Source organism: Endozoicomonas sp. OPT23, from assembly GCF_009653635.1.
Lineage (GTDB): Bacteria > Pseudomonadota > Gammaproteobacteria > Pseudomonadales > Endozoicomonadaceae > Endozoicomonas_A.
Genome location: NZ_PPFD01000009.1, coordinates 25,793 through 50,205 on the forward strand (window position 1 = coordinate 25,793; position 24,413 = coordinate 50,205).

A 24,413-nucleotide genomic window follows, 5' to 3' on the forward strand; every position below is an offset into this window, starting at 1 on the left:
AGCTATGCAGCCCTCTCTCAGCTATAAAGATCTCACTCAACTGGCACTGGATCTGACCAGTGAAATTTCCAGCAGCGACCGGTTTGAACGACTACTGACCACCGTTCGTAACCTGTTGAATTGTGATGCTTCCGCCCTGCTGGTCTATCAGCAACAGAAGTTTCTGCCTCTGGCCATTAATGGCCTGACCGCTGATGTCCGTGGACGACACTTTGCTATTAATGAACACCCAAGACTGGAAGCCATTGCCCGTGCTGGCGACATTGTTCGTTTTCCGGCCGACAGTGACTTGCCTGACCCTTATGACAGCCTGATTGAGTCCCATGAAGGTGAACTGAAGGTACACGCCTGTATTGGTTTACCGTTGATTGCCAATGAACGGTTGATCGGGGCACTGACCATCGATGGTTTTGACCCACATCTGTTCGACAGCTTCAGTAATGATGATCTCAGGATGGTCAGTGCTCTGGCCTCTGCCTCGCTGAACAATGCCTTGATGATGGTTCGACTGGAAAAGCTGGCAGCGGGAAACAGTCCTGAGGCCAGTGAAACAAATAAGTCTGGCAACTCAATGGAGATGGTCGGTGAATCATCCGCCATGAATACGCTAAAAAAAGAGATCAGTGTGGTAGCCACCACAGACATGACAGCACTGATTCTGGGGGAAACCGGCACAGGTAAAGAGCTGGTTGCAGCCAACATTCATCACTTTTCTACTCGAGCTAGCCAGCCGATGGTTTATCTGAACTGTGCTGCTCTGCCAGAATCCGTGGCTGAAAGCGAGCTGTTTGGTCATGTTAAAGGCGCATTCACTGGCGCTATCAGTAACCGAAAGGGGAAATTTGAGCTGGCGGACAAAGGCACATTGTTTCTTGATGAAGTCGGTGAACTGTCACTGTCATTGCAGTCCAAGTTACTAAGAGTGTTGCAATACGGTGATCTGCAACGAGTGGGCGACGATAGAAGCCTTAAGGTAAATACCCGCATTGTTGCTGCTACCAACCGTGACCTGAAACAGGAAGTGATGGACGGTCATTTCAGAGCAGACCTTTACCATCGTCTCAGTGTCTTTCCTGTTCATGTACCACCACTGCGAGAAAGGGAGCAGGATGTACTACTACTGTCTGGTTTCTTTATTGAAAAGAGCCGGGGACAACTGGGGCTTGAGCATCTCAGTCTGGATTCCGGCTGCCAGAACCTGCTTCTTTCTTATTCCTGGCCTGGTAACGTTCGTGAGCTGGAACACGCTATTCACAGGGCCGCGATTCTCGCGAAAGCGGAGTGTACCGATAAATATCTGACTATTCTGCCTCGACACTTCGCGCTTAATCTGACGGATACCGTTGACCAGCCAGCAGCTTCAGCCTCTCACCCTCATAGAATGCAGCCGGTGAAAACAATGCCTGGCGAAGATCTGAAAACAGCAACAGACGAATTTCAACGACACCTGATCAAACAAACCCTTGAAGAGCATCAGGGTAACTGGGCAGCTACCGCACGTGCTTTAGGCATTGACGCTGGAAACCTGCACAGGCTGGGAAAGCGGCTGGCCATTAAATCATAACGGTCATCATGACAAGCAGGGGCGGTTCCTTAAGGAACCTATGACTTTTTGAGCATAAGAAAAAAGAGTTATTACAAAGTTTGAGTTATTGCAAAGCTTGAGTGATCGCATCAACACTAGTCTTTGGATTATGGTAATCCAGCGGAATTCCTATGTATTGCCCGTTAGCCTGCAACACCAGTGAAGGAAAGCCTCTAATAGGCAACTGTCGCACAGTATCCAGTTCAGTCATAAAAGCCTGATTCAGCTCAGCCGACGATAGTCGATCGATAAAAAGCGTTTTATCGATACCAACACTGACAGCAGCATCAATGAGTGTATCGTGATCGGATGGGTTCTTTGCCTGTAAATAATAAGCCTGTTGAAGCGCAAATATCATTTGTTGTTCGACACCAAACTCCCTGGCGATCAAACAGGCTCGACAGGCTGGATAGGTTGAACGCCTTGGCTGGCACTCTTGCCAGAAAGCATGATTAAACTCAGTACCCAGTTGCTCTTCTATCTTATGCCATGTCTTGGCTAAAAACTGCTGCATGTCTTCAGGCATAGGTACATCGGAATCAGGCGCTAAACCACCCAATTGATACTCTATCGTCAGCTCAGGAATCTGTTCTGCTAATTGCTCTTTTAACGCAAGCCAGGTAGGCCTGTAGCCCCAGCACCAGCTGCACATAGGATCATAGACATAAATCAATCGTGCGGAATTTGTCATCATTATAATCTCTTAAACTGAGCATACTAACTTGCCTGCTACCGCTTTGCAGAGCTCCTGGCATCAAATGTTAGACATCGTCGTCTGATCACAGAATAATGCCATATATCGTCAAAAAACGCCTGAATGGTTATAACCTCTCTGTGACTGCCACTTTTGACTTGGTACTATTCTCAGTACCGCTAAAAACAAAAACATCAGGCTCAGGGAGTAGCCATGAACACCAAAACCAGACTGCCGGCCTTTCTCTGTTTGCTGGCCACTGCTGTAGTCAGTCTGGCGGGCTGGGTTGGTATGCAGGTCAGTTATACCGAGCTGCGCAAGAACGCCCTCAACGAACTGTTTCGCTATCGAACCTCTATTCAATACCTTCTAGAGCAGTATCAGCCTCTGCCCGAAATCATGGCCGGCAATCCACGGCTGGTCGAAGGCCTTCAGAATGCGGGGCAGCAGCAGGATATCAATATCTACCTTGAACAAATGGCAGAGGCTTCCGAGGCCTCTGTTATTTATCTTATGGATGCTCAAGGTAATACCATTGCTGCCAGCAACTGGCAGTCGCCAGTCAACTTTCTCGGTAAAAACTTCAGCTTCCGCCCCTATTTCAGACAAGCCATTATGGAAGGCAGTGGTCACTATTTTGCACTGGGCACCACCTCCAAGACACGGGGTTATTACTTTTCACGACGAATTGATATCAATGGCCTGCCTGCAGGGGTACTGGTCGTAAAACTGGATATGGACGGCATAGAGGAAGCCTGGGAAAGTCCATGGGAACGCCATGAGGCGGCCTTTGTCGTTACTGATAATAACGGTGTCGTATTTATCAGCACTCGCCCCAAATGGCGCTTCCATACCCTTGAAGCTCTATCAGATCAGCAAGAGCAACAACTGGCTCTGGAACGCCGCTACGATAACCTCTCTCTGAAACCACTGACGTTTCTTGCAGAAGAGCTGCCTTACAGTCTGCAAGGGAGTAACAGTCAGATTCGACAGGTGGGCCTGCCAAAGTATCTTCCGAGACAATTTCTGGTTCAGCGTGTGGCAATGCCGGAAGCGGACTGGCAGCTCTATCTGTTTATTCGTACAACATCGGTTTATTCAGCAACATTGATGGCGGCGATGATTACCGCAACGGTAATAATACTCGCACTGTTTGGCTGGCTGTATCTCAGAGAACGCCGGCGCCGTTATCAGGCCATGAAAAAAGCCAGAGATACCCTTGATCGAACCGTTCAAAAGCGCACACAGGAATTAAACTCTGCTAATCACCAGCTGGTTCAGGCAGCGAAGCTGGCTGTGCTGGGGCAAATGTCGGCAGGCATCAACCACGAGCTCAACCAGCCCCTGACGGCCATTCGCAGCTATACCGAAAATGCCATGGCATTCATCGAACGGGAGCGCACTGACATCGCTCACCAGAACATGAGTGAAGTGCTGGAACTGACTGATCATATGAGCAGTATTGTTCGTCAATTAAAGGTATTTGCCCGAAAAAGTGAAGCGAGTGGCGAGCCTGTTGACTTGCAAACTGCACTGACGGCGGCATTAAAAATTGTTGGCCCGAGTCTAAACAACAGCAATGTCATACTTCATCACGAGAGGGCAAATGTTGATCCGATTATTGTCAGTGCCGACCTTGTACGACTGGAGCAAGTTATTGTTAATCTGCTGTCCAACGCCATAGATGCGGCAAAAGGTCGAGAGCCGGGGATTATCTGGATAAGGTTGAGGCAAAAAGACAGCCATGCTGAATTACAGGTGATTGATAACGGCAGCGGCTTGCCAAAAGGCAACGCCGAGCAGGTTTTTGAACCTTTCTTTACTACTCGCTCTATTGATCAGGGGCTTGGGTTAGGCCTTTCCATCAGCCGCCATATTATTGAATCCCTTAACGGTTCGATTCAGGCCAATAATACTCTGGAGGGGGGCGCCTGCTTCACTGTTTGCCTGCCACTTCTGGAGTCTACCCGCTCAGCAGTTACCCAACGGGATGAGAAAAAATCACAGGAGTGTTATGAAGAATAATACCTCAGCCAATGCCATTAAAGTCATTGCCGTCGACGATGATAAAGCCATTCTCAACAGCTTGAGTCAGACCTTTGAGCTGGCTGACCTGCCCTGCCAGCCTTTCGCCAGTGCCAACCAGGCACTGGAGCATATTGAACAAAGCTATATCAGAAGCTATACAGGCGTCATTGTTACCGATATCAATATGTCGCCTATGGATGGCCTTGAGCTGATGGCTCAGGTTCACGCTATTGACGCGGATATTCCGGTAATCCTGATAACCGGCCATGGTGATGTATCCACCGCGGTTAATGCCATGCGTGACGGCGCTTATGACTTTATCGAAAAGCCCTTCACCAATAAGCATCTGGTTTCTGTTGTTCAGCGGGCACTGGAACGCCGACGTTTGATTCAGGAAAATCGTCAGCTCAGGGTTGAGCTGGAAGCTCAGTCTGCTCCTGGCCCCCGTATTCTTGGCAATACACCCGGTATACGACAACTTAGAAACCAGATTCATCAGGTACTGGACACTCCGGCAGATATCCTGATTCATGGTGAAACAGGCACTGGCAAAGAGTTGGTTGCACGTTCATTGCATGAACTGAGTTCGCGTCGAAGTCACCCCTTTGTTGCTATTAACTGTGGTGCCGTACCGGAAAACCTGATTGAGTCAGAACTCTTTGGCCATGTTGCCGGAGCCTTTACCGGCGCTGAAAAAAAACGGGTCGGTAAATTTGAGCACGCAAACAAAGGCACACTCTTTCTTGATGAAATAGAAAGCATGCCCATGTCACTGCAGGTAAAAATCTTACGCGTTTTGGAGGAACGCGCCGTCGAACCACTGGGCACTAACAGTCTGGTTCCACTGGATATTCGAATTATTGCCGCCACCAAAACTGACCTGTTGGAACTGACCGATCAAGGCGAATTTCGTCAGGATCTTTATTACCGATTGAATCTGGTGACCCTGAATATTCCACCACTGAGAGACCGACTGAAAGACGTTCCCTTACTGTTCGAACACTTTGCCCTGATTGCCGCTGCCCGCTATCAACGTACCTATGAGCCACCCAGTGCTCAACTGATGGACTCACTGCTTCAGCATCACTGGCCCGGAAACGTGCGGGAGCTTCGTAACACTGCGGAAAGACATGTCATTACTGGCGGTATGAGCAGTTTTGTCAGTCAGTCAAAGGACGCAAATCAGGAGATACAGGCTCGAAATTCTTTACCGGAACGTATCGATCAGTTTGAACGCATGATTATCGAACAGACTCTAAAGGACCAGCATGGTCGTATAAAAGATACTATGGTTGATTTAGGCATCGCCCGAAAAACCCTTTACGACAAAATGAAGAAGCATGGCCTGGAGAAAGATCTGTTCAAGCAGAACTAAGCCTTACCAATAACGTGTCATTCTGAACACATCGGAAAACATTAAATGGGTGAACCCTCACCCATTTAACAACCCGCCAAAACCCACAAAACAACCCTATCTAATTGTTAGATATATGTTTTTGACCAATATTAAAAAGTTGGCAAAGCATTTGCTTTTATTCACCCACCAATAAAAAAAATCACAACCACAATAAGAGCAATAAATATGAAATTTGTTAAAAGCCTGCTGACTGCTGCTGTTGCCTGTGCAGCCCTGACCTCTCCGGTTACTCAAGCTGCCCCGATCGAAATCAAGTTTGCCCACGTTGTGGCGGAAAATACCCCTAAGGGTAAGATGGCCATCCGCTTTGAAGAGCTGGTTGAGCAGCGTCTGCCTGGTCAGGTAGACGTCAAGGTTTACCCAAACTCTCAGTTGTTTGGTGACAACAAGGTACTGGAAGCCATGCTGCTGGGCGATGTACAGCTGGCGGCACCTTCCCTGTCCAAGTTCCAGAAGTACACCAAACAGCTGCAGCTATTTGACCTGCCATTCCTGTTTGAAGACATGGCAGCCGTTGAACGCTTTCAGCAGAGTGAAGTGGGTCAGAACATGCTGAAGTCCGTGGAAAAGAAAGGCCTGGTGGGTATGGGTTATATCCATAACGGCATGAAGCAGCTGTCCGCCTATGAGCCTCTGAAACTGCCATCCGACGCCAAAGGCAAGAAGTTCCGTATCCAGACCTCCGATATTCTGGCCGCTCAGTTTGCACAGGTGGGTGGTATTCCACTCAAAAAGCCTTTCTCTGAAGTATTTACCCTGCTGCAAACCAAAGCAGTAGACGGTACCGAAAACCCATGGTCCAACATCTACTCCAAGAAGTTCCATGAAGTTCAGCCTTTCATCACTGAATCCAACCATGGTCTGCTGGACTACATGGTCGTTACTTCCAAGGAATTCCTGATGGGCCTGCCTGCAGATATCCGTCCGGTTGTAGAACAGTCTCTGAAAGAAGCCATTGCTTACGGTAACAAAGTCGCTGCTGAAAAGACTCTGTCTGATCGTCAAGCCGTTATCGATTCCGGCCGCACCCAGGTTATTGCCATCAGCGCTGAAGAGCGTGCGCAGTGGGTTAAAGCGATGAAGCCAGTTTGGAAGCAATTTGAAGGTCAGGTTGGTAAGGATCTGATTCAGGCTGCTCTGGATTCCAACAAACAGTAATCCCACCTTTCTCATCATTGATCGCTGTCCGGGTGCATACACCCGGGCAGCATATTGCCCACAGAAAAAGAACAAGACAGGTCTCACCCATGCAGTTGCGCCTTCTTAATGCTGACCGTTGGCTAAAGGCTCTTCACTGGCTGGAGGAAGCGATACTCCGCACGCTTCTTGTCGCCATAACACTTCTGGTTTTTTTTGAAACCGTTCTCCGCTTTGGCTTTAACACGGGTCTGCTCTGGGCACAGGAAGTCACCCTCTATATGGCAGCCTGGTTTGTACTCTTTGGTGCCTCATGGGGTATACGTACCGGTGCTCATATCGGTGTTGATGCCTTCGTTAAGCTGTTACCAGAAACACCTCGTCGTATAGCTGGCATGATCGCCGTAGCGATGGGACTGGTTTATTCCGGCCTGTTTGTTTACGGCAGCTGGATTTATGTCAGCAAGATCAAAATGATCGGCATCGAAATGGAAGATGTTCCCATGCCTAAGTGGATTGCCCTGTCCATTCTGGTGATTGGCTTTTCTCTGCTGGCTGTGCGCCTGCTGGTGCTTATGAAACAACTGATTACCGGTGAAGCTGATGGCTTCCACCACGCTGATGAAGCCAAGGATAGTATGAAGCTGGCTGAAGAAATTTATAAAGAACAAACTGAAAGCATTCAAAAAACAAGCAATGATGTGAACCAGAATGGAGGTGCACGCTAATGGCTACGGCAACTCTGTTTATTCTATTGTTCCTGTGCATGTTTCTGGGCCTGCCCATCGCCATATCCTTGGGCCTTTCCAGTATCGTTACCATTCTGGCCTTTTCCAGTGACTCACTGGCATCTGTCGCCCTGAAGATGTTTGAGGCTACCTCCGAACATTACACGCTACTGGCCATTCCTTTCTTTATTCTGTCGTCGGCCTTCCTGTCGACCGGTGGTGTTGCACGACGTCTGATTGATTTTGCCATTGCCTGCGTCGGTCATATCCGTGGTGGTCTGGCGATGGCATCGGTTATGGCCTGCATGATGTTCGCAGCGGTTTCCGGCTCGTCTCCAGCAACCGTAGCCGCCATCGGCAGTATCGTTATTGCCGGCATGGTGCGTTCCGGTTATCCACAGTCGTTTGCAGCGGGTGTTATTGCCAATGCCGGTACTTTGGGTATTCTGATTCCGCCGTCTATCGTGATGCTGGTTTATGCGTCTGCTACCGAAGTGTCTGCTGCCCGTATGTTTATGGCCGGTATGATTCCCGGCCTGATGATGGGCGGTATTCTGATGGTGGCTATTTATATTGCCGCCCGCATCAAGAAGCTGCCTTCACAACCTTTCCCGGGAGCCAGACATCTTTTCAGCACAGCAGGTAAAGCCATGGGCGGCCTGATGTTGATCGTTATTGTGCTGGGCTCTATTTATGGCGGTATCGCCAGCCCTACCGAAGCAGCAGCTGTTGCAACCGTCTATGCCTGGTTGATTGCAGTGCTTGGTTATCGCGATATTGGTCCATTGAAAGGTGTAGCCTGGCGTAAAGACAGGGAATCACTGATTGTTGCCGGTCTGCGAAATACAGTTCAGATGTTGCTGGCACTGCCACAGTCTCTGACCAATAAGGAAACCAACAAGGTTGTAGGCGACGCGGTAAAAACCAGCCTGATGCTGTTGTTTATTATTGCCAACGCGTTCCTGTTTGCTCACGTTCTGACCACCGAACGTATTCCCCATGCCATTGCTGAAAGCATTGTCAGTATGGGTCTGCCACCCTGGGCCTTCCTGATCGTGGTGAACCTGCTGCTGCTGATGGCGGGTAACTTTATGGAACCTTCCGCCATTCTGCTGATTATGGCACCGATCCTGTTCCCGATTGCTACACAACTGGGTATAGATCCGATTCACCTCGGTATTATCATGGTGGTGAATATGGAGATTGGCATGCTAACGCCACCGGTGGGGTTAAATCTTTTTGTGACCGCGGGTATAACCGGTCAGAGTATGGGCTGGGTAATCAAGGCCTGTCTGCCATGGCTCAGCCTGCTGCTGCTGTTCCTGGGGTTGATTACTTATGTTCCGCAGATATCCCTGTTCCTGCCGGAATACATTGACTCATTAAGAGGTTATTAGTCAGGCACGGATAACTGAAATGTTCTCGGAGGCAGCCAGACTGGCTGCTTCTGAGCAATATCCTGTTTACTAATAGAGAGAATCAGGCGCAATCAGAAAGTGAATGGTTCATACATATTTCACGATAGGAGCGGGTCTCCAGTAACTCTTCTTTCAAGCCCAACTGGTTAGCCAGCGCATGTAAATCACGACGATAGCCATCCAGTTTCCCGACGTCATCGGTCATGACAGCCACTTCCGCAAACTCACCAATGCCTTCAAGCTGATCAATGGTTACATGGTATTCACCCAGAAAATAAATGCTGCGCACTTTCTGAACAGTCAGACTCTGTCGGTAATTCATGGTGGCCAGCATATTTTTGGCAATAGCGATATTATTGATTTCTACCGCTTCACAGCGATCCGGTCCTGGCCCTTTTACAATCCAGAGTTTGATGTCAGCTGGCTGCATTTCCCGAATAGAGAGAGATTTTTCCTGATTGGCCAGACCTGATTGCCCAGATTCAAAATACCAGTCTGACTCAATATTGTCTTCCAGCATTATTTCAGGCGCCATTGCCATCAAACGATCCCTGAATGACTCTAGTGACTCCAGTCGGAACTTCAACTCGACTTCATACTTTCCCTTGAAGTGCTCAAACATACTCACAACAATCCAGTGTGTTTTTTTATGAACCAAACAGACTACACAGGTGTTCTCTAAAAGAGAATCGTTATTCTTACGTGTTGACTGCCTGACAAAAATCCATAATAAATGAATATTTATCCTTACTGCGCCGTCCAACCCTGGTCTATTGTCCAACTGGATCCCGTCACACAGCCTGCTGCATCAGTGCAAAGATAAAGGGCCATTGCGGCAATCTCATCAGCCGACAGCAGTCTTTTAATGGCAGCATTTTTCAGCATGACATCACTGATCACCTGCTCTTCCGGAATATTCAATAACCTCGCCTGATCGGCTATCTGACTTTCTACTAATGGTGTCCGGACATAACCCGGGCAGATAGCGTTGGCCGTAATACCATGTTCCCCTCCTTCCAGCGCCAGTGTTTTAGTCAGACCAATCAAGCCATGCTTTGCCGTGATATAGGAAGATTTGTAGAGAGAAGCCACCAGCCCATGGACAGAAGCAATATTGATAATACGCCCCCACCCCTTGGCTTTCATGGCTGGCCAGACCGCCTGAGTCAGCACAAAAGGCGCAGTCACCATCACATCCTGCATTTTCTGCCAGGTTGCCAGTGGAAAGTCCTCAATAGCACAGACATGCTGGAAGCCAGCATTGTTCACCAGCACATCAATACCGGCACCAAAGTCTTTTACCAGCGCTCGGCAGGCTTTAAAGTCTGATAAATCGATGGTAGCTGTCTCGATACTCTTCGAATGAGTCAGCTCTGCTTCGGCAATGACATGCTGGTCCACAGCCAGTACCTTATAACCTGACTGGGCCAGCTGGATGGCAATGGCTTTACCAATACCACTGGCGGCACCTGTTACCAACGCAGTTCTCATCACTATTTCCTCTTCGCAAGGATTCATCTAATAGGCGACAGATGGCAACCAGGTCACCAGCTCCGGCCAGATTATGACCACCATTAACGCCAGTAACTGAAGACCGATAAACGGTACGACCCCTGCATAAATATGCTTCAGAGTAACTTCAGGTGGACAGACGCCTTTAAGATAGAACAGCGCAAACCCGACGGGAGGCGTAAGAAATGACGTCTGTAAGGCCAGCGCCACCAGTATGACAAACCAGAGCAGCTGCGGGTTATCCACAGAGCCAAAACCATTAATGGCAAGGTCCAGTCCTGACACCACCGGCGCCACCAGCGGCAAAATAATCAGCGTAATCTCGATCCAGTCGAGGAAGAAACCCAGGAAGAAAACCGCCAGCAGAATCAGGGCAATCACACCATAAGGCCCGAAAGGCAGGCTGGTCAGTGCAGATTCAATCAACTCATCACCACCCAGTTCTCTCAACACCAGAGCAAAGGCACTGGCTCCGATAAAAATGGCAAAGATATAGGCTGTCGTATTAAAGGTTTGCTCTAACGACTGTTGCAGTATTTTAAAATTAAAGTTGCCGTTTTTTATGGTCAGCAGCATCGCACCCAAAGCACCTATACCACTGGCTTCTGTAGGCGTAGCAATACCGACAAAAATTGAACCCAAGACCATGCCGATCAAGGCTACCGGTGGCAGAATGTTTTTCAGCAGATTAAAAACCAGACTCCAGTTGTATTCATCGGTCTGCTCCGGAATCGGCATTGTTTCTGGTTTGACTACGCCTTTAATCACAATAAACAAAACGTAGAACAGCGCCAGCATCAAGCCGGGGAAAACAGCCCCCATAAACAGATCACCCACGGACAAACCTAACTGGTCAGCCATGATCACCAGCATAATACTGGGAGGAATCAGAATACCGAGGGTACCGGCACTGGCAATAGTTCCGAGTGCCGTGGGCAGATGATATTTTTGCTGCTGCATGGCAGGTAGAGAAATCAGCGCAAGCAAAACCACCGAGGCACCAATAATGCCCGTGGATGCAGCGAGAATAATACCAATCAGGGTAACAGTAATCGCCAAACCACCATGAACCTTGCCCAGCAGCGCCTGAATAGACGACATCAGTTTTTCAGCCAGACCGGAATTGTCAAGCATGATGCCCATAAAGATAAACATGGGCAGAGCGACCAGTATCCAGTTATCCATGACATCATAGAGCCGATTAACTAGCAGCCCCAACGTCAGAAAATCCAGCCCGGTGATAGTATCGAGATAGATATCAGAGAAATAACCGATGCCGGCGAAAGCAATGGCTACACCACCCAACACCCAGGCCACCGGATAACCTGACATCAGCAACAGAATAAAACTGGCAAACATGGCCAGTACCAGAACCGTATTAGCGTCCATGCTGAACACCTCCCTTTCCACCTTCTCTTCCGGAGGAGACAAGGACATCGAGTTTTTTCAGCAATGAAGAGAACATCGCCAGAATCAGTAGCATCATACTGGCCGGAATGGCTGACTTGATCAGCCAGCGCATGGGCAGACCGGAAGGCGACGATGACGACTCATCAATTCGCCAGGCGTCGTAAGCAAAAGGAATACTGTGCCATAACAGTGTTGCCAGAAAAGGAAAAGCCAGCAGAAGAATACCCAGAATCTCAACAACGGCTTTTTTTCTTTCGGAAAAATGATGGTGAAGCAGGTCAACACGGATATGGTTGTTTTTTATCTGGGCGTAAGAAAGGCCGAACAGGAAACCAACAGCAAACAGGTGCCATTGCAACTCTTCCAGAGCAATCAGTCCGCTGGCAAAGCCCTTCCGTAGCACCACCTGAAGAATAATAATAAGAACCAGTAACAGATAACCCCAGCAAACTATTTTGCTGATACGTTCAATGCCACTATCAATAAGAGAAGACAGCCGCAGCATCCATCCGGCTGATGTATTCGTTTGCATATTTACGCCTCGCACTGCTTGAAAAAGCCAACCCGCATTAAGCGGGCTGGCGGGGCCATACCAAATTACTTGGTTTTGCGAGGCAGGAAGGCGTGCTGTTCCCAGAGGTCATAACCTGTACGGAACTTGGACAAATCACTCCAGACTTTATTAAACAGCGGATCTTCTGCAGAATACTCAACCGCTACTTCATTCCAGCTTGTTTCAAAGGCGGTCAGCATTTCCTGGTTCCAGTACATCTGCTTAACACCGTTCTTCTTCATGGCTTCCATTTCAGCGTACTGACTGGCTTCACCTTCAGCGATAGAGTCGGCCATGGAGGCTTTACAGGTGGTTTCAACAATCGCCTGTTGCTGGTTATCCATCTTCGCCCAGGTGTTCTTGTTGATCAGCAACTCAAAGACTGTGGCCTGCTGGTGCCAGCCTGGGAAGTAGTTGTACTTGACGATTTTCTGAAGCCCCAGTCGTTTATCAATGGCTGGCTGAGAGTACTCAGCACCATCGATAACACCTTTTTCCAAAGCGCCAAAGATTTCACCACCGGGCAGCTGAACCGTACCGGCACCCAGTTTTTCCAATACTGCGGCACCCAGACCAAAGTAGCGGATATTCATACCTTTCAGGTCGGATGGTTTATTGATCGGTTTCTTGTACCAGCCAGACGTCTCTGGGCTGATAATCGCGCAAGGCAATACCTTAACGTTATAACCGTTGGTGTCGTACATCTCCTGATACAGCTTCAAACCATTGCCATAGTACATCCAGGCCATATACTCGCCGGCTTCCGGGCCAAAAGGTACAGAAGAAAACAGCGAAGCAGCTTTCATCTTACCCTTCCAGTAGCCAGCGGTGGCGTAACCGGAGTTAACCTTGCCGGACGAAACAGCATCCAGAATCTGCAGAGGCGGCACCAGCTTGCCCGGCTCATAGATTTTCATTTTGATCTTGCCGCCACTGATCAGTTTCAGCTGATTTGACACCTTAACAATAGGTGTACCAAGTGCGGGAAGGCTGGAGTTAAAGGCAATGGGCGTCTTTAGAAGGATTTTATCGGCCTGGGCTGTTACAGCGGCCATGGGTAGTGTCATGGAGAGTGTTACTGCGCCAACAGCCAGCGCCAGAGATTTACGGCTGAACATTTGGATGATTCCCTGCTTTTTATTATTTTTTGACCCAGAAGAGTTTAGAAAACTCCTACATCCATCGGGTGTTTAAGTGTGCAGACACACGTAGTCGAATATTAAGTAGCTATATCTCCACCAATGGCGGGAATATAGCTTATGAATTCGTATGTCCGGGTACTTATCATGTGCAGAATCCATCTTACTGGATAAAAAGAGAACAGCGCAAAAAAATCACTGTTTTTTTCGACTATTATCTATTTCCTCCCTTAAAAGTCTCTATTTTCAGTTTCATCCTATAATTAAAGCCAGTTATCAAGGATGAACAAGCAACAATGGCTGTTGAATCAACCGGGTCAATTTCAGTAGCTTCGCAACCAACTCCTACCAGTACAGAGAAAGCTTGTTCAGAAGAAGGCATCACTGGCCATTCAAAAAGAAAAGTCACTAAATTCAGCCCTCTAAGTCTCATCAAGACTGCCTATCAACAGGCTCAGCCAAAACTGAAAGCACTTACCAGCAGAAAGGTTGAAATCATAGAGCCCCTGCCAAGGCAAACCGATGCCAGAGCTATTCTGCCAGACTACCAGGCAGGCAAAGTGAAGTCTGCCCCCTCTTTAACAGCCTTGACCCAGGGCAAGACACTCGGTGAAGGTGCTTTTGGTACTGTCTATCAGGCACAGGAATCCGTCGTTGAGAGCAAGCAGAGTCTGAGAGAAAAATTCAGATCAATGCTCAGAATCAAGTCAAAAATCAGCTCACCTCAGCAGTTAGGCAAGCACTATGTCGTTAAACGTCAAGCTTTGACGGGCACAGAGGCTGACAAGGCGGCTCAGATCAAGTCCATTTCCAGTGAAAACACTATTCAAAATATCGCACCGGGCGCCTTACCCGTCACAGCCTCAAAAGTCAGTGCTGATGGGAAGTTTCACGAGACAATGATGGAGCATGGTGGAGGCAGCCTGTCGAGCGTTATGGGTGAATTTACAGAAAGAGGCGATAGAAAAGAAGGCGCCCTTCCCGCCGAGCAAACAATAGATCTGAGCAGGCAACTGGTGAGTCAGTTGAGAGACATTCATGCAGCCGGTGTCATACACAGAGACATTAAGGCTGAAAATGTTCTGGTAAACAATCAGGGAAAGGCAGCACTGGTCGATTATGGTAACGCTGCACACACCACCAATGAAGACCCTTCCACAGCCCGGTTACGCGGAACTGCCGGGTCAGCTATTTATATGGCACCCGAAATGATTGAGGGAAAAAAGTACGGTCAGAAAGCGGATGTCTGGTCTATGGGAATGCTGCTGGCTGAAATGGCCACCGGAAAAGAACCACCGGTACCAGATATGAAAGTTAACCCTGATGGTAAAACACTGAAGAAGATCTCTGTTAATGAAAAAAATCTGGCTCGCTTTAAACTGCTTGTCAGCAAAAACAGAAATTTATCCCCGGAATTTAAGAGCCTTATTAAAGGGATGCTGGAAAGAGATCCTGACAAGCGCTTATCAGCAAAGCAGGCAGCTGCCCATCCTTACTTTTCCGGCACAGATACCAAAACCATGAGTAGCGTCCAGTTACAGAGTAAACATAACCAGCTTTACTCTCAACTGGCAAAAGCAGAACAGGCTCTTTTTGAAGCCAGAAAGTCCGGTGCAGACATCAGTGCTCTCAGGGAGTCCGTGACTTCTCTTGGTAATCAAATGAAAGAATTACAAACATTGATAAATACGAAGAATATTGAAAGTCAGATAAACACACTGGACAACAGAAAAGATCAGATTGAAGAAAGGCTGTTTGAACTCAGGCAACAAAGGCAGACTAGAAGCGTGAAGAAAGAGATTAAAACTCTTGATCAACAGCTACCAAGAATCGAACTGAATATTACAGCTCTGCAAAGCGAACTCCAGACCCCTGAACAGAAAAAGTAAAACAATTGTAGGTCGTGAGTATCTCCCCATGATCAATGGTTGTTCACAATTGTGTTTCTGCTCTGCCTCTGGCTTGGGCACTGACCGTCTACCTTCCGGATTGGGTTCGCAGTTTTGATGACCAGCGTTACCTGGATTCCGATGGATAACCCCATGCAATAACTAACATACCCGTCAGAACCACTGAGATAAACCGGGTCTCTGGAAACCATTTCTAAAACTTAACCGCTGCTTGGCCTTAAGCTCCGTGCACACTTATCGATCAGGACATTCAGCAAAGCTGTAACCAGTATCAGAAGCATTGCCCTGTCCAGCCTGAACTCTTCAAACGCAGAATCGATATAAAAACCCAGTGTTGGTATACCTAAAATACCCAGAATGGCACTTTCCCTCTGAATCACTTCCCAGCGATAAAGCAGCAACGCCATAAACTGCCGGTAGATTCTTGGCAGCACCTCATAGCAATAGAGCAGCATTCCAGAAGGTCTGTCTTCCCGAAAAGCCAATTGATCAACAAAACGGCCGGATAAATGCGCAAGAATAGCGGCATTATGAATAGACAACGCCAGCATACCGGGAAGCATTGACGGCCCCAGAACAATGACACCGATAAAAGCCAAAAGGTATTCAGGTGTCGTTCGCAGCATAACCAGTAAACTGTGCCCAACAATACGACCGTTACCACAAAACAGTTTTGATCTTAACGGAATTAAAAGCACAGCAAACAATAGTGTCATGGCCAATGATAACTGTGTCAGTATCATGGTATTAGCAATACCTGGGCCGATTTGCTTACTGAACAACAACCTGAACCAGTCTGACAAACTTCCAGTACTGTATTTCAGGGGTGCGGGGACAATATCAACGGTGAAAAACTGCCAGATCATTGACCACTGAATATCAGCAACCGGTGGCAACCAGACAAATGAAAGCAGAACGTAAAGAGGTATCAGCTGCTTTATTAACCATAGTCGTGTAGAGCCTATGATCAGAAACAGCGCATACAGCATGGCAACGGCCTGACTGTACTCCCCCTGACTGAACAAACTTTCCAGATGAAAACCGACGGTTGGCAAACCGACAAATCCGAGAACCACACTGGAACGAATACCGCACTCAAAGCGATACGCCGAATAATCAACCATTCTTCGCCAGGCCAACGGCAACGTTGTATAGAAGAACACCACAAAGCGGCTCCCTGTAAGAGCATCCCGTGGTTTGTGGTCAGATTCTTCGAAGATCTCACCGAATACCTTGGCAAAGGTTCCAGCATAGGGAATAGCCAGCGCCAAGAGCCCGGTTAAGGAGGTCAGCCCTGTAAGCTGGATAAAAATCAGTGCCCAGAAGAGTTCATGTATGGCTCGAATAAAGGCTGCAAAACCACGAACCCAGGCATTACCGTAGCCAAGAGCCAGTACAAAACCCGCGACAGCACCTATGACTACACCTTGAAAAGCAAAACTAAGCGTTGTTGTCAGAACAGACAACAACTGCCAACCATCAATCACCTCTGGCGTCACTATCGCTATACCAAGCCGGGACAGCTCAGGCCAGAAATCAGGAAAGGACAGTTCAAGGTCGGCAAGAGGCAGGCAAAGCATTGCCAGAAGTATTAGCAGCAGAGAATTTCTGCGCAAAATAGCGGCTTCAGTCTTCATTATCGGCCGAATATAGAGCGGTGATCTGCTCGCTTGAGATTGTTTCAGCGGATTGATCAATCATTATCTGGCCATCTTTCAGACCAATAATACGAGTAGCGAATGCCAGTGCAAGCTCGATATCGTGCAGAGCAACAATACAGGTGTCGTGCTTTTCCGAAATCAGCCTCATCAGCTCTTTAGCCTGATATTCATCCACAGCAGAGACCGGCTCATCACCAAGAAACAGGGATTGTCCTGAAGCCATGGCCCGGGCCAGTCCTACCCGCTGCATTTGTCCGCCAGATAACTGTGACACCGGTTTAGACAGGTATTCTGAAAGTCCCAGCAGCATCAGAATATCACGAACATCAGCGATAGCTTTCTTCTGGGGAAAAACAAGGTTCAACAGGTTATAGAACAGTGAGTATTGCCCCAGGCTGCCTGCATAGGTGTTATGGAAGGTGCTGAGCATTGGCACAAGCCCGGGGTCTTGAGGACACCAGGCAATGATATCAGGCGACAAGCTTCGAAGATGGCGCAACAGTGTCGACTTTCCCGAACCACTTTGACCAATCAGGGCGATTTTTTCGCCCTGATTGACCGTCAAATCGAACGGCTGAAGAACCTGATGATCACCATAACCCAAAGACTCATTTTCCAGCCTGAATAAGGGCTGACAGGTCTTTGTCACAGTATCAGTCCAGCAAACCGATCTTGCGTGCTGTGTCTTCTATTGGTTGATAGAAGCTGTTCTCTGCCTCAACAAATGACTGTCGCGGGAACGCTTTCAGAAGCTCTGGCTGTTCAATATTCAACAATGCAGTCTGCACTTTCTGCTGAAAACCGGCACCGAAACGCTTGTCGACATCGCCACGAATACTCCACTGATAGTCGGGATATTCAGGAGTAGACCAGATCACCTCAACCTTGCTGGTATCGATTTTCCCTTCTGCCAGTTCGCGCTCCCAAACCTTGTAGTTCACCGCGCCGACTTCATAGGCGCCGGACTGTACCAGACTGATTGTACGACTGTGATCGCCGGAAAAACCAACACGTTTGAAAGCATCTTTCGGCGCTGCATTCAAGTGTTCACGAATATAGAACTCCGGCATCAGTCGACCTGAAGTAGAGCCTTTGGAGCCGAAGGTAAAGCTGCTGCCAGCAATATCTTCCGGGAAGGCTTTGGAAGCGCTGAAGCCGGTTTTGGCATTCGCAATCAGATACGTTTTAAAGAACTGGTCTTCGTAACCCTGAGCAAGCGCTTTGGAGCCTGGCACCAACAACCTGGCACGGACACCGGACAGACCACCAAACCAGGCCAGTTGCACCTGATTGTTTCTAAAGGCTGAAATGGCAGCAGCATAGCTTTTAACCGGAATGTAGTTAACTTCTACGCCCAGCTCCTTTTCGAGATAATCAGCAACCTTGCCAAAGCGTTCCTGCAGACGGGTTTCATCCTGATCGGGAATGGCGGTAAAGGTAAAAGTTTCCTGTGCCTGAAGAGCAGATACAAAAAACATGGACAGCAAGGCAACAGCCTTGCCAGTAGTAGATAGCAGACGTTTCAAAGGTATGTCCTTATTAGGTTCAATAGCTAATAGAAGGATTTATAGGGTGCCGTCATGGCGGTGCAGATCATACGGAGATTTGTGCGGGGATAAAAGCCCTTCTTAGCCTATCCCCTTTCAAATACAGTGAATCACAGCGAGTAGAGATAAATCAGTCAATATTGCCTGAAACTACATCGTCATACTGAGCAGCGTAAAGGCTATCAGCGTGGTTATCCCCATAGTCAGTCTGTCAGCGGCATTAGTTCCCAGATTTCCTGCGGTGAAATCCTGCAAGGAAAGAGAGTAACTGTCACCAGCTGATGATGTGTATCGCATCAGACACCATTGCTGAGGATAAAAACTGTTGTCCTGCCACTCTTGCGGGTGTGGGATATCAAAGCACTGTCGGCTATTTGCTGGCAGCTGCTTCATGAAATCAACAGAGATGATTGGCCCCTGAAAAGCCAGGTTACCAGCAAAAGCACCATATGAATAAACCTGAGTAAACGCCCCTGCATTAGCTGGTAGTTTGGTAGCTTCAAACATACTCGCTCCTGCCCAGGGGGCCAGGCTTTGCTCATCAGGTTGACTGAATCCTGTCGGCAAAAACTGGCTGGCAACTGGAGTGAGGGCAGACTGCTTAAGGTCACAATCAATAAACATCGGGGTGCAGGTTCCTGCAGCAATTGCCTTTATCTCGGAAATGGATTGCTGATGGAAATACACAGCGACCTGATTAACCGAAGGTAAAAGCGGTAAATTCCCTCTGGGACTCCAGATCAGTTGAATAGTCTTTACCGGAAAGCCTTCAAGCTCGCTAAAGCTATAGAATTGCCGAAAGCCTCCCGAGCAGCTTTCTGTATCCATAGGGTTACAAGTCTGTTGATCGGTATTCTGCTCAGGGAACACAGGCCCAGCCACTTCATGGGGAATGCTGAAGAACAGTCTTGATGACGCTTTATTCAGCTGGCCGGAATAGGTAAAACTGGCAGAGATTTCAGGAATATCGGTCGGTTGTTGAAATGGAAAAAAATTCTCTTCCAGGTTACCGATAAGAATACTGACCGGATCAGTCCTCTTGGTCCGCTCGGAACCTTTTGCATCAGCAGTTAAATGGTTTAAGAAGAGCACCATGCCAAGAACAGCTGGCATAATCAGCTGTCTGCCAAACTTCCACTCAGACATATTTACCTCACGAAGAAAGTTGCGGGTAATAGAAAATGTTAGCTTCTATTTTCTTTTCTGCCTGTTAGTTTTCAACTTTCTAACTAGAAGTTATATCGATACTTTCTTAGCAACGAGAACCACAATCAAACAAATGGTAAAAAATAACTCACCTTTAATTTGGAGAACACTCTAACCTTTTTAGCTAAAAAAGTAGTCTATTACGACATTCGTTATACATTGCAATTAAAAATCAGAATGAAACTAATAGCTTTCATTAATGTCGAAGAAAAACCACAATCAAAAAAATATAAATTTAAGTGAGTATTATAAAAATGCTTTTTCACCTGAAATCTAAAAAAAAACTATTAGCACTGTTATACATATTTTCTCTGACTTACACACTTCCATCTTCTGCAAACAATATTTCTGACTCAATAGATCATACTGAAAACAGACCATATGCCTCAGCTGAAGACTGGTCTGAAAAACATCAATGTAGAAGTCGTAATTCTGTTACTATCAACGATTATAACATTTCAAAATCCTTTACTTACAGCTCTCCTTATTTAGAATCAGGGAATTCGTACAAGCTAATTAAAAGCCTACATTCTTATATTTTCCCTACTCCAACTTATTCCTTTTTGCTTGATTACCTTCAATCGTTCATGCTCAAAACGATTCATAATAGCTTCATCATGCATAGTATGAAGGCAACTTGCCAGAAATATCATTTCCCTATAGCTACCAACACATCGATCACTTTCATATTTTATGAGAATGAATTGGTAAGTGATTTCTACTTTTTACTGGCAGGGGCTGACTTGATGATTATTGATAAACGACTACCCTGCAGCTCGATAGCCATTATTGACTTTGCAGCCACTGTAAGTGAACTCACATTAGAGTTTTCGAATAAAACGAATAACATCTCAGTTACTAAAGATAGCATCCTGAATCTCCTAACCGATTATTCCAGGGCAGGTGAGATTGACATAGACTCATTGTCATATCTACTCAACACTGAATAATCATTCAACTGTGATTCAAAAGTAAAAACAATATATTCAGACTGTTCTAATCATTGGCATTTTTTCAAAGGAATATAAAGTGTTTAAAGATAAAATATTATTCAGCATTTTATTAATTTCTCAATCTGCAATCAGTCATGCATCGTCCAGTTACTCCTGCCCGAATGGAAATGCTATTCGACCAATCATCTCTACTGATGAGCACTCATATTACTGGCAAAGTGACCTGGTTGACGGAATGCCAAGCCACTGGAAATATCTTCAATCAGATAAATTAGGTGGCACTCCACCTTTGAAAGGACAAGGTATTATAGTTTTTTCAACAGCAATAATAACTAAGCGTATTATTTATGGCTCAAAAAGCGAATTCGAACAATATCAACTCCAGTGTGAATATAAATACAGTACCCATTCTGGAACAAAAACCATCTCTTTATCTCCACAGGCCCCCTCTTTAGTTGATTACGAAAGATATGAAATTGATAAACAAATAGAAGACAAGGAATATAGACTCGATCTATTAGAGGAAGCTAAAATAAATTTTCTTCGATCTAGACCAACTTCTCATTCAGAGAGAGAATATCAACGTAAAAAGCTGCAAGAAAAAAGAGTTTACGCTACTGAAAGCAAAACTTTCTCAGATCCTGCTTATCTCAAAGCTATGGATCACATATTAATCGAAAATTCTTTTTCACCAGAGATTATAGGGATTAATGAAGAGGGAATAAGCTGGAATATACTTGAGGGCAGTGGTATTGACCAGTTTTTGAGCCGTACCGGTGTACTTAAGGACAACGGCACAGAGAGGTTATCAGTCTGTGAGAGTCACAACGCCTCCCTATGTCCTATCCACACACCTGTGGTCACCATCAGTTTCCGTGTTGAAGGTAATGAAAAGGATGTATGCCTGCGCAGTGATCCTGAGCTCAATATACTTATGGAATTAATTCCTCCCCAGACACAAGAAAAAGTAAGTATGTCCAGCTCTTGTGGAAACTATCATTTCTCACTCAACAACCTTCAGGATGCAAGGGAAGTGTTTGAAGAAAATGGGACATCACTGAATAATTGCAGACAAGTTATCGGAGAACTGACAGAAGCCAGTCGGCATTATATAGACTTCAGCTTCCGGCCTGACAAGTACAGTAACGGAGTGTTTAGGCGGTGCAGAATCTTCTCGGATTAAAAAGCAACCAAAAGCACACAGAAAAACAAATCTCAAGCTATAAGCAGCGAAGGGTGCTGCTCAGCCCCACTACCGAACTGACCTAAATACTCATCTGCAAGTAAATGCAGCTTCTCTTTCTTGTTACCTATCTCAAACTTCCAGCACTAAACAGTACACCTTTAAGAAACATTAAAAAGCCCAGTGGTATCAAAATGGTTTTAAGCAGAAACAGTGCAATCAGGTTCATAAAGCCAAGAATAGAGTCTTCAACTTTTTCCTTAATCATAGAGACTTTTTCACCAGGGCTGGAAAGGTTACTGATTTTACTTTTTATTGAATCAATAAAGCCCTGCCCTTCCTGCTCAGACTTAACTTCAATCTTATGCTCGGCCAGACCTGTCACTACTTTTGAAACCGACTCTATCTGAGTTGAAGACTCTTCTATCTGCTCATTAAGAAACACCTGATCAACAATCAGGCTCAAGCCGACAGCTGCGACCACTAAAAATCTGAGCAGGAGAGCTATTTTGAACACTTTCATTACGACAGGCTTAAAGTTTTTTGTATTCTTGCTCCAAAGCACTACCAGAAATATAAACCCTGCCAGAGCAAAGACCACATTAACTAATGTCGATGAAGTCATCGACACTAGAATCTTTTGCAGGGCAAGCGAGCCTACAGCTGCAGTCATCACCCATGAGAACTTATCAATCAGATCACTTAACGGATTCAATACCTGACCAAGATCCACCGATGCAACCCCAATGGAAACTTCAGTACTTTTCACAACCGAAATCGCCGCATCAAGACTTCTGGCCACAGCAAAGCTCGCTCCAGCTGTCACCATTGAGTTATTCAGACTTTCATGAGTACGATCATCGGGAAACCTGAGAAAGCCAGCAATAGTCATGACCAGAACTATCACAGTCAGGAAAGTCTTCGTAGCTTTCGACATGGAGCTGACTTGCTCGCTGGAATCACTCATCGCTTTCATGAATCTCTTTGAAATTTAGTTCAGAAGTATACATACAAAAAAACCGGTACCCTTTCGAGTTACCGGTTTTTTTCTGGAGCTACCGAAGCAACTACCAAACCCTATTTTCAGACTTTATGGATTAACCACCAAAGTCGTCCAACAGAATATTTTCAGGCTCAACACCCTGATCCTGAAGCAGCTTGATCACTGCAGCGTTCATCATAGGGGGTCCACACATGTAGAACTCACAATCTTCAGGCGCAGCGTGATCCTTCAGATAATTGTCATACAACACATTATGGATAAAGCCGCTCTTGCCAGTCCAGTTGTCCTCAGGCTGAGGATCGGACAGGGCCAGATGCCAGGTAAAGTTCGGGTTCTCTTCAGCCAGCTTATCAAACTCGTCTACGTAGAAAGCTTCACGCAGGGAACGGGCACCGTACCAGAAAGAGATCTTGCGATCGGAAGACAGACGCTTCAGCTGATCGAAGATGTGGGAGCGCATTGGCGCCATACCCGCACCACCACCAACAAAGACCATTTCGTTCTCGGTTTCTTTAGCGAAGAACTCACCAAATGGACCGTAAACAGACATCTTGTCGCCTGGCTTCAGGTTGAAAACGTAGGAAGACATCTTGCCCGGAGGAATGCCATCAGGGCCACCCGGAGGTGGTGAAGCAATACGGATATTGAACTTCAGCAGGCCTTTCTCTTCAGGGTAGTTAGCCATGGAGTACGCACGGATGGTCTCTTCATCAACCTTGGACACATACTTCCACTGGTTGAAGCGATCCCAGTCGCCACGATACTCTTCCTGAATCTCGAAGTTTTTGTATTCAACCACGTGAGCAGGACATTCCAGCTGCATGTAACCACCTGCGCGGAAGTTTACATCTTCCCCTTCAGGCAGTTTCAGAACCAGTTCCTTGATGAAAGTAGCAACGTTATCGTTAGAAATAACTTCACATTCCCACTTTTTCACGCCGAAGAGTTCTTCTTCAACTTCAATCTTCATGTTCTGCTTTACAGGAACCTGACAGGATAATCTCCAGCCTTCCTTCTCTTCACGTTTAGTGAAGTGAGAACGTTCGGTTGGCAGCATTTCACCGCCACCGTCCAGAACCTTGCACCTGCACTGAGCACAAGTACCACCACCGCCACAAGCCGATGGCAAAAATACGCCGGCACTGGACAGAGTGTTCAGCAGCTTGTCACCCGCCGGGGTGGTTACTGCTTTTTCAGGGTCTTCGTTGATGTCGATAGTGACATCACCGGTACTTACCAGTTTGGAGCGAGCCGCCAGGATTACCGCTACGAGCGTCAGCACGATAACGGTAAACATGACTACGCCCAATACAATCGTAGAATCCATAT

The 24,413-nt window shown here is 46.9% G+C and carries 20 protein-coding genes; 8 read left to right on the forward strand and 12 right to left on the reverse strand.

Annotation, left to right across the window (positions count from 1 at the left end):
- Window positions 1-4: 4 nt before the first annotated feature.
- Entirely contained in the window at window positions 5-1,564 is a 1,560-nt protein-coding gene (gene norR, locus EOPP23_RS19560) for a nitric oxide reductase transcriptional regulator NorR (RefSeq protein ID WP_153767689.1), read from the forward strand.
- 85 nt (window positions 1,565-1,649) lie between these two features.
- Here norR and EOPP23_RS19565 read toward each other — a convergent pair whose 3' ends face one another.
- A complete protein-coding gene (locus EOPP23_RS19565) occupies window positions 1,650-2,279 on the reverse strand; it encodes a DsbA family protein (protein ID WP_228550807.1) in 630 nt (209 codons plus the stop codon).
- Window positions 2,280-2,492: 213 nt separating this feature from the next.
- Between EOPP23_RS19565 and EOPP23_RS19570 the strand changes: the two genes are divergently transcribed.
- From EOPP23_RS19570 to EOPP23_RS19590, 5 genes are all read left to right on the forward strand, one after another.
- Window positions 2,493-4,304 (forward strand): ATP-binding protein, encoded by a 1,812-nt coding sequence (locus EOPP23_RS19570; RefSeq protein WP_153767690.1) that lies wholly within the window; start codon window positions 2,493-2,495, stop codon window positions 4,302-4,304.
- On the forward strand, window positions 4,294-5,682 hold the full coding sequence (locus EOPP23_RS19575) for a sigma-54 dependent transcriptional regulator (protein ID WP_153767691.1): 1,389 nt from the start codon (window positions 4,294-4,296) through the stop codon (window positions 5,680-5,682). Before EOPP23_RS19570 ends, EOPP23_RS19575 begins: the two co-directional genes overlap by 11 nt.
- A gap of 207 nt (window positions 5,683-5,889) precedes the next feature.
- Complete coding sequence (locus tag EOPP23_RS19580) at window positions 5,890-6,882, forward strand: TRAP transporter substrate-binding protein (RefSeq protein ID WP_153767692.1); 993 nt, start codon at window positions 5,890-5,892, stop codon at window positions 6,880-6,882.
- Between the two features lie 89 nt (window positions 6,883-6,971).
- Window positions 6,972-7,589 (forward strand): TRAP transporter small permease, encoded by a 618-nt coding sequence (locus EOPP23_RS19585; protein ID WP_153767693.1) that lies wholly within the window; start codon window positions 6,972-6,974, stop codon window positions 7,587-7,589.
- Complete coding sequence (locus EOPP23_RS19590; protein WP_153767694.1) at window positions 7,589-8,986, forward strand: TRAP transporter large permease; 1,398 nt, start codon at window positions 7,589-7,591, stop codon at window positions 8,984-8,986. Before EOPP23_RS19585 ends, EOPP23_RS19590 begins: the two co-directional genes overlap by 1 nt.
- An 82-nt stretch (window positions 8,987-9,068) precedes the next feature.
- Here the strand turns inward: EOPP23_RS19590 and cyaB are convergent, their stop codons facing one another.
- The 5 genes from cyaB to EOPP23_RS19615 all read right to left on the reverse strand — a co-directional run bounded on the left by cyaB (window position 9,069) and on the right by EOPP23_RS19615 (window position 13,600).
- Window positions 9,069-9,629, reverse strand: coding sequence for a class IV adenylate cyclase (gene cyaB / locus EOPP23_RS19595; RefSeq protein WP_153767695.1), 561 nt, complete (start codon window positions 9,627-9,629; stop codon window positions 9,069-9,071).
- 125 nt (window positions 9,630-9,754) lie between these two features.
- Complete coding sequence (locus EOPP23_RS19600; RefSeq protein ID WP_153767696.1) at window positions 9,755-10,498, reverse strand: 3-hydroxybutyrate dehydrogenase; 744 nt, start codon at window positions 10,496-10,498, stop codon at window positions 9,755-9,757.
- Between the two features lie 27 nt (window positions 10,499-10,525).
- Window positions 10,526-11,908, reverse strand: coding sequence for a TRAP transporter large permease subunit (locus EOPP23_RS19605; protein ID WP_153767697.1), 1,383 nt, complete (start codon window positions 11,906-11,908; stop codon window positions 10,526-10,528).
- Window positions 11,898-12,461 (reverse strand): TRAP transporter small permease subunit, encoded by a 564-nt coding sequence (locus EOPP23_RS19610; RefSeq protein ID WP_228550808.1) that lies wholly within the window; start codon window positions 12,459-12,461, stop codon window positions 11,898-11,900. The genes EOPP23_RS19605 and EOPP23_RS19610 overlap by 11 nt, the downstream gene beginning before the upstream one ends.
- A 65-nt stretch (window positions 12,462-12,526) precedes the next feature.
- Entirely contained in the window at window positions 12,527-13,600 is a 1,074-nt protein-coding gene (locus tag EOPP23_RS19615; protein WP_153767698.1) for a TRAP transporter substrate-binding protein, read from the reverse strand.
- Between the two features lie 317 nt (window positions 13,601-13,917).
- Here EOPP23_RS19615 and EOPP23_RS19620 point away from each other — a divergent pair, with 317 nt between their 5' ends.
- Entirely contained in the window at window positions 13,918-15,510 is a 1,593-nt protein-coding gene (locus tag EOPP23_RS19620) for a serine/threonine-protein kinase (protein WP_153767699.1), read from the forward strand.
- Between the two features lie 221 nt (window positions 15,511-15,731).
- Here EOPP23_RS19620 and EOPP23_RS19625 read toward each other — a convergent pair whose 3' ends face one another.
- The 4 genes from EOPP23_RS19625 to EOPP23_RS19640 form a co-directional block, all read right to left on the reverse strand.
- On the reverse strand, window positions 15,732-17,168 hold the full coding sequence (locus EOPP23_RS19625; RefSeq protein ID WP_228550809.1) for an ABC transporter permease: 1,437 nt from the start codon (window positions 17,166-17,168) through the stop codon (window positions 15,732-15,734).
- Window positions 17,158-17,841, reverse strand: a complete 684-nt coding sequence (locus tag EOPP23_RS19630) for an ATP-binding cassette domain-containing protein (protein WP_370514835.1) — start codon at window positions 17,839-17,841, stop codon at window positions 17,158-17,160. Before EOPP23_RS19630 ends, EOPP23_RS19625 begins: the two co-directional genes overlap by 11 nt.
- A 4-nt stretch (window positions 17,842-17,845) precedes the next feature.
- Window positions 17,846-18,670, reverse strand: a complete 825-nt coding sequence (locus EOPP23_RS19635; RefSeq protein ID WP_153767911.1) for a putative selenate ABC transporter substrate-binding protein — start codon at window positions 18,668-18,670, stop codon at window positions 17,846-17,848.
- Window positions 18,671-18,889: 219 nt separating this feature from the next.
- Window positions 18,890-19,885 carry a hypothetical protein gene (locus tag EOPP23_RS19640; protein WP_153767701.1) on the reverse strand — a complete coding sequence of 332 codons (996 nt, stop codon included), beginning with the start codon at window positions 19,883-19,885 and terminating at the stop codon, window positions 18,890-18,892.
- 1,089 nt (window positions 19,886-20,974) lie between these two features.
- Between EOPP23_RS19640 and EOPP23_RS19645 the strand changes: the two genes are divergently transcribed.
- A complete protein-coding gene (locus EOPP23_RS19645; protein ID WP_153767702.1) occupies window positions 20,975-22,081 on the forward strand; it encodes a hypothetical protein in 1,107 nt (368 codons plus the stop codon).
- 127 nt (window positions 22,082-22,208) lie between these two features.
- Here EOPP23_RS19645 and EOPP23_RS19650 read toward each other — a convergent pair whose 3' ends face one another.
- Both EOPP23_RS19650 and nqrF read right to left on the reverse strand, forming a co-directional pair.
- Window positions 22,209-23,048 (reverse strand): hypothetical protein, encoded by an 840-nt coding sequence (locus tag EOPP23_RS19650; RefSeq protein ID WP_153767703.1) that lies wholly within the window; start codon window positions 23,046-23,048, stop codon window positions 22,209-22,211.
- Between the two features lie 130 nt (window positions 23,049-23,178).
- Window positions 23,179-24,411: an NADH:ubiquinone reductase (Na(+)-transporting) subunit F gene (nqrF, locus tag EOPP23_RS19655; RefSeq protein WP_153767704.1), complete on the reverse strand. Its 1,233-nt coding sequence runs from the start codon at window positions 24,409-24,411 to the stop codon at window positions 23,179-23,181.
- Between the last annotated feature and the right edge of the window lie 2 nt (window positions 24,412-24,413).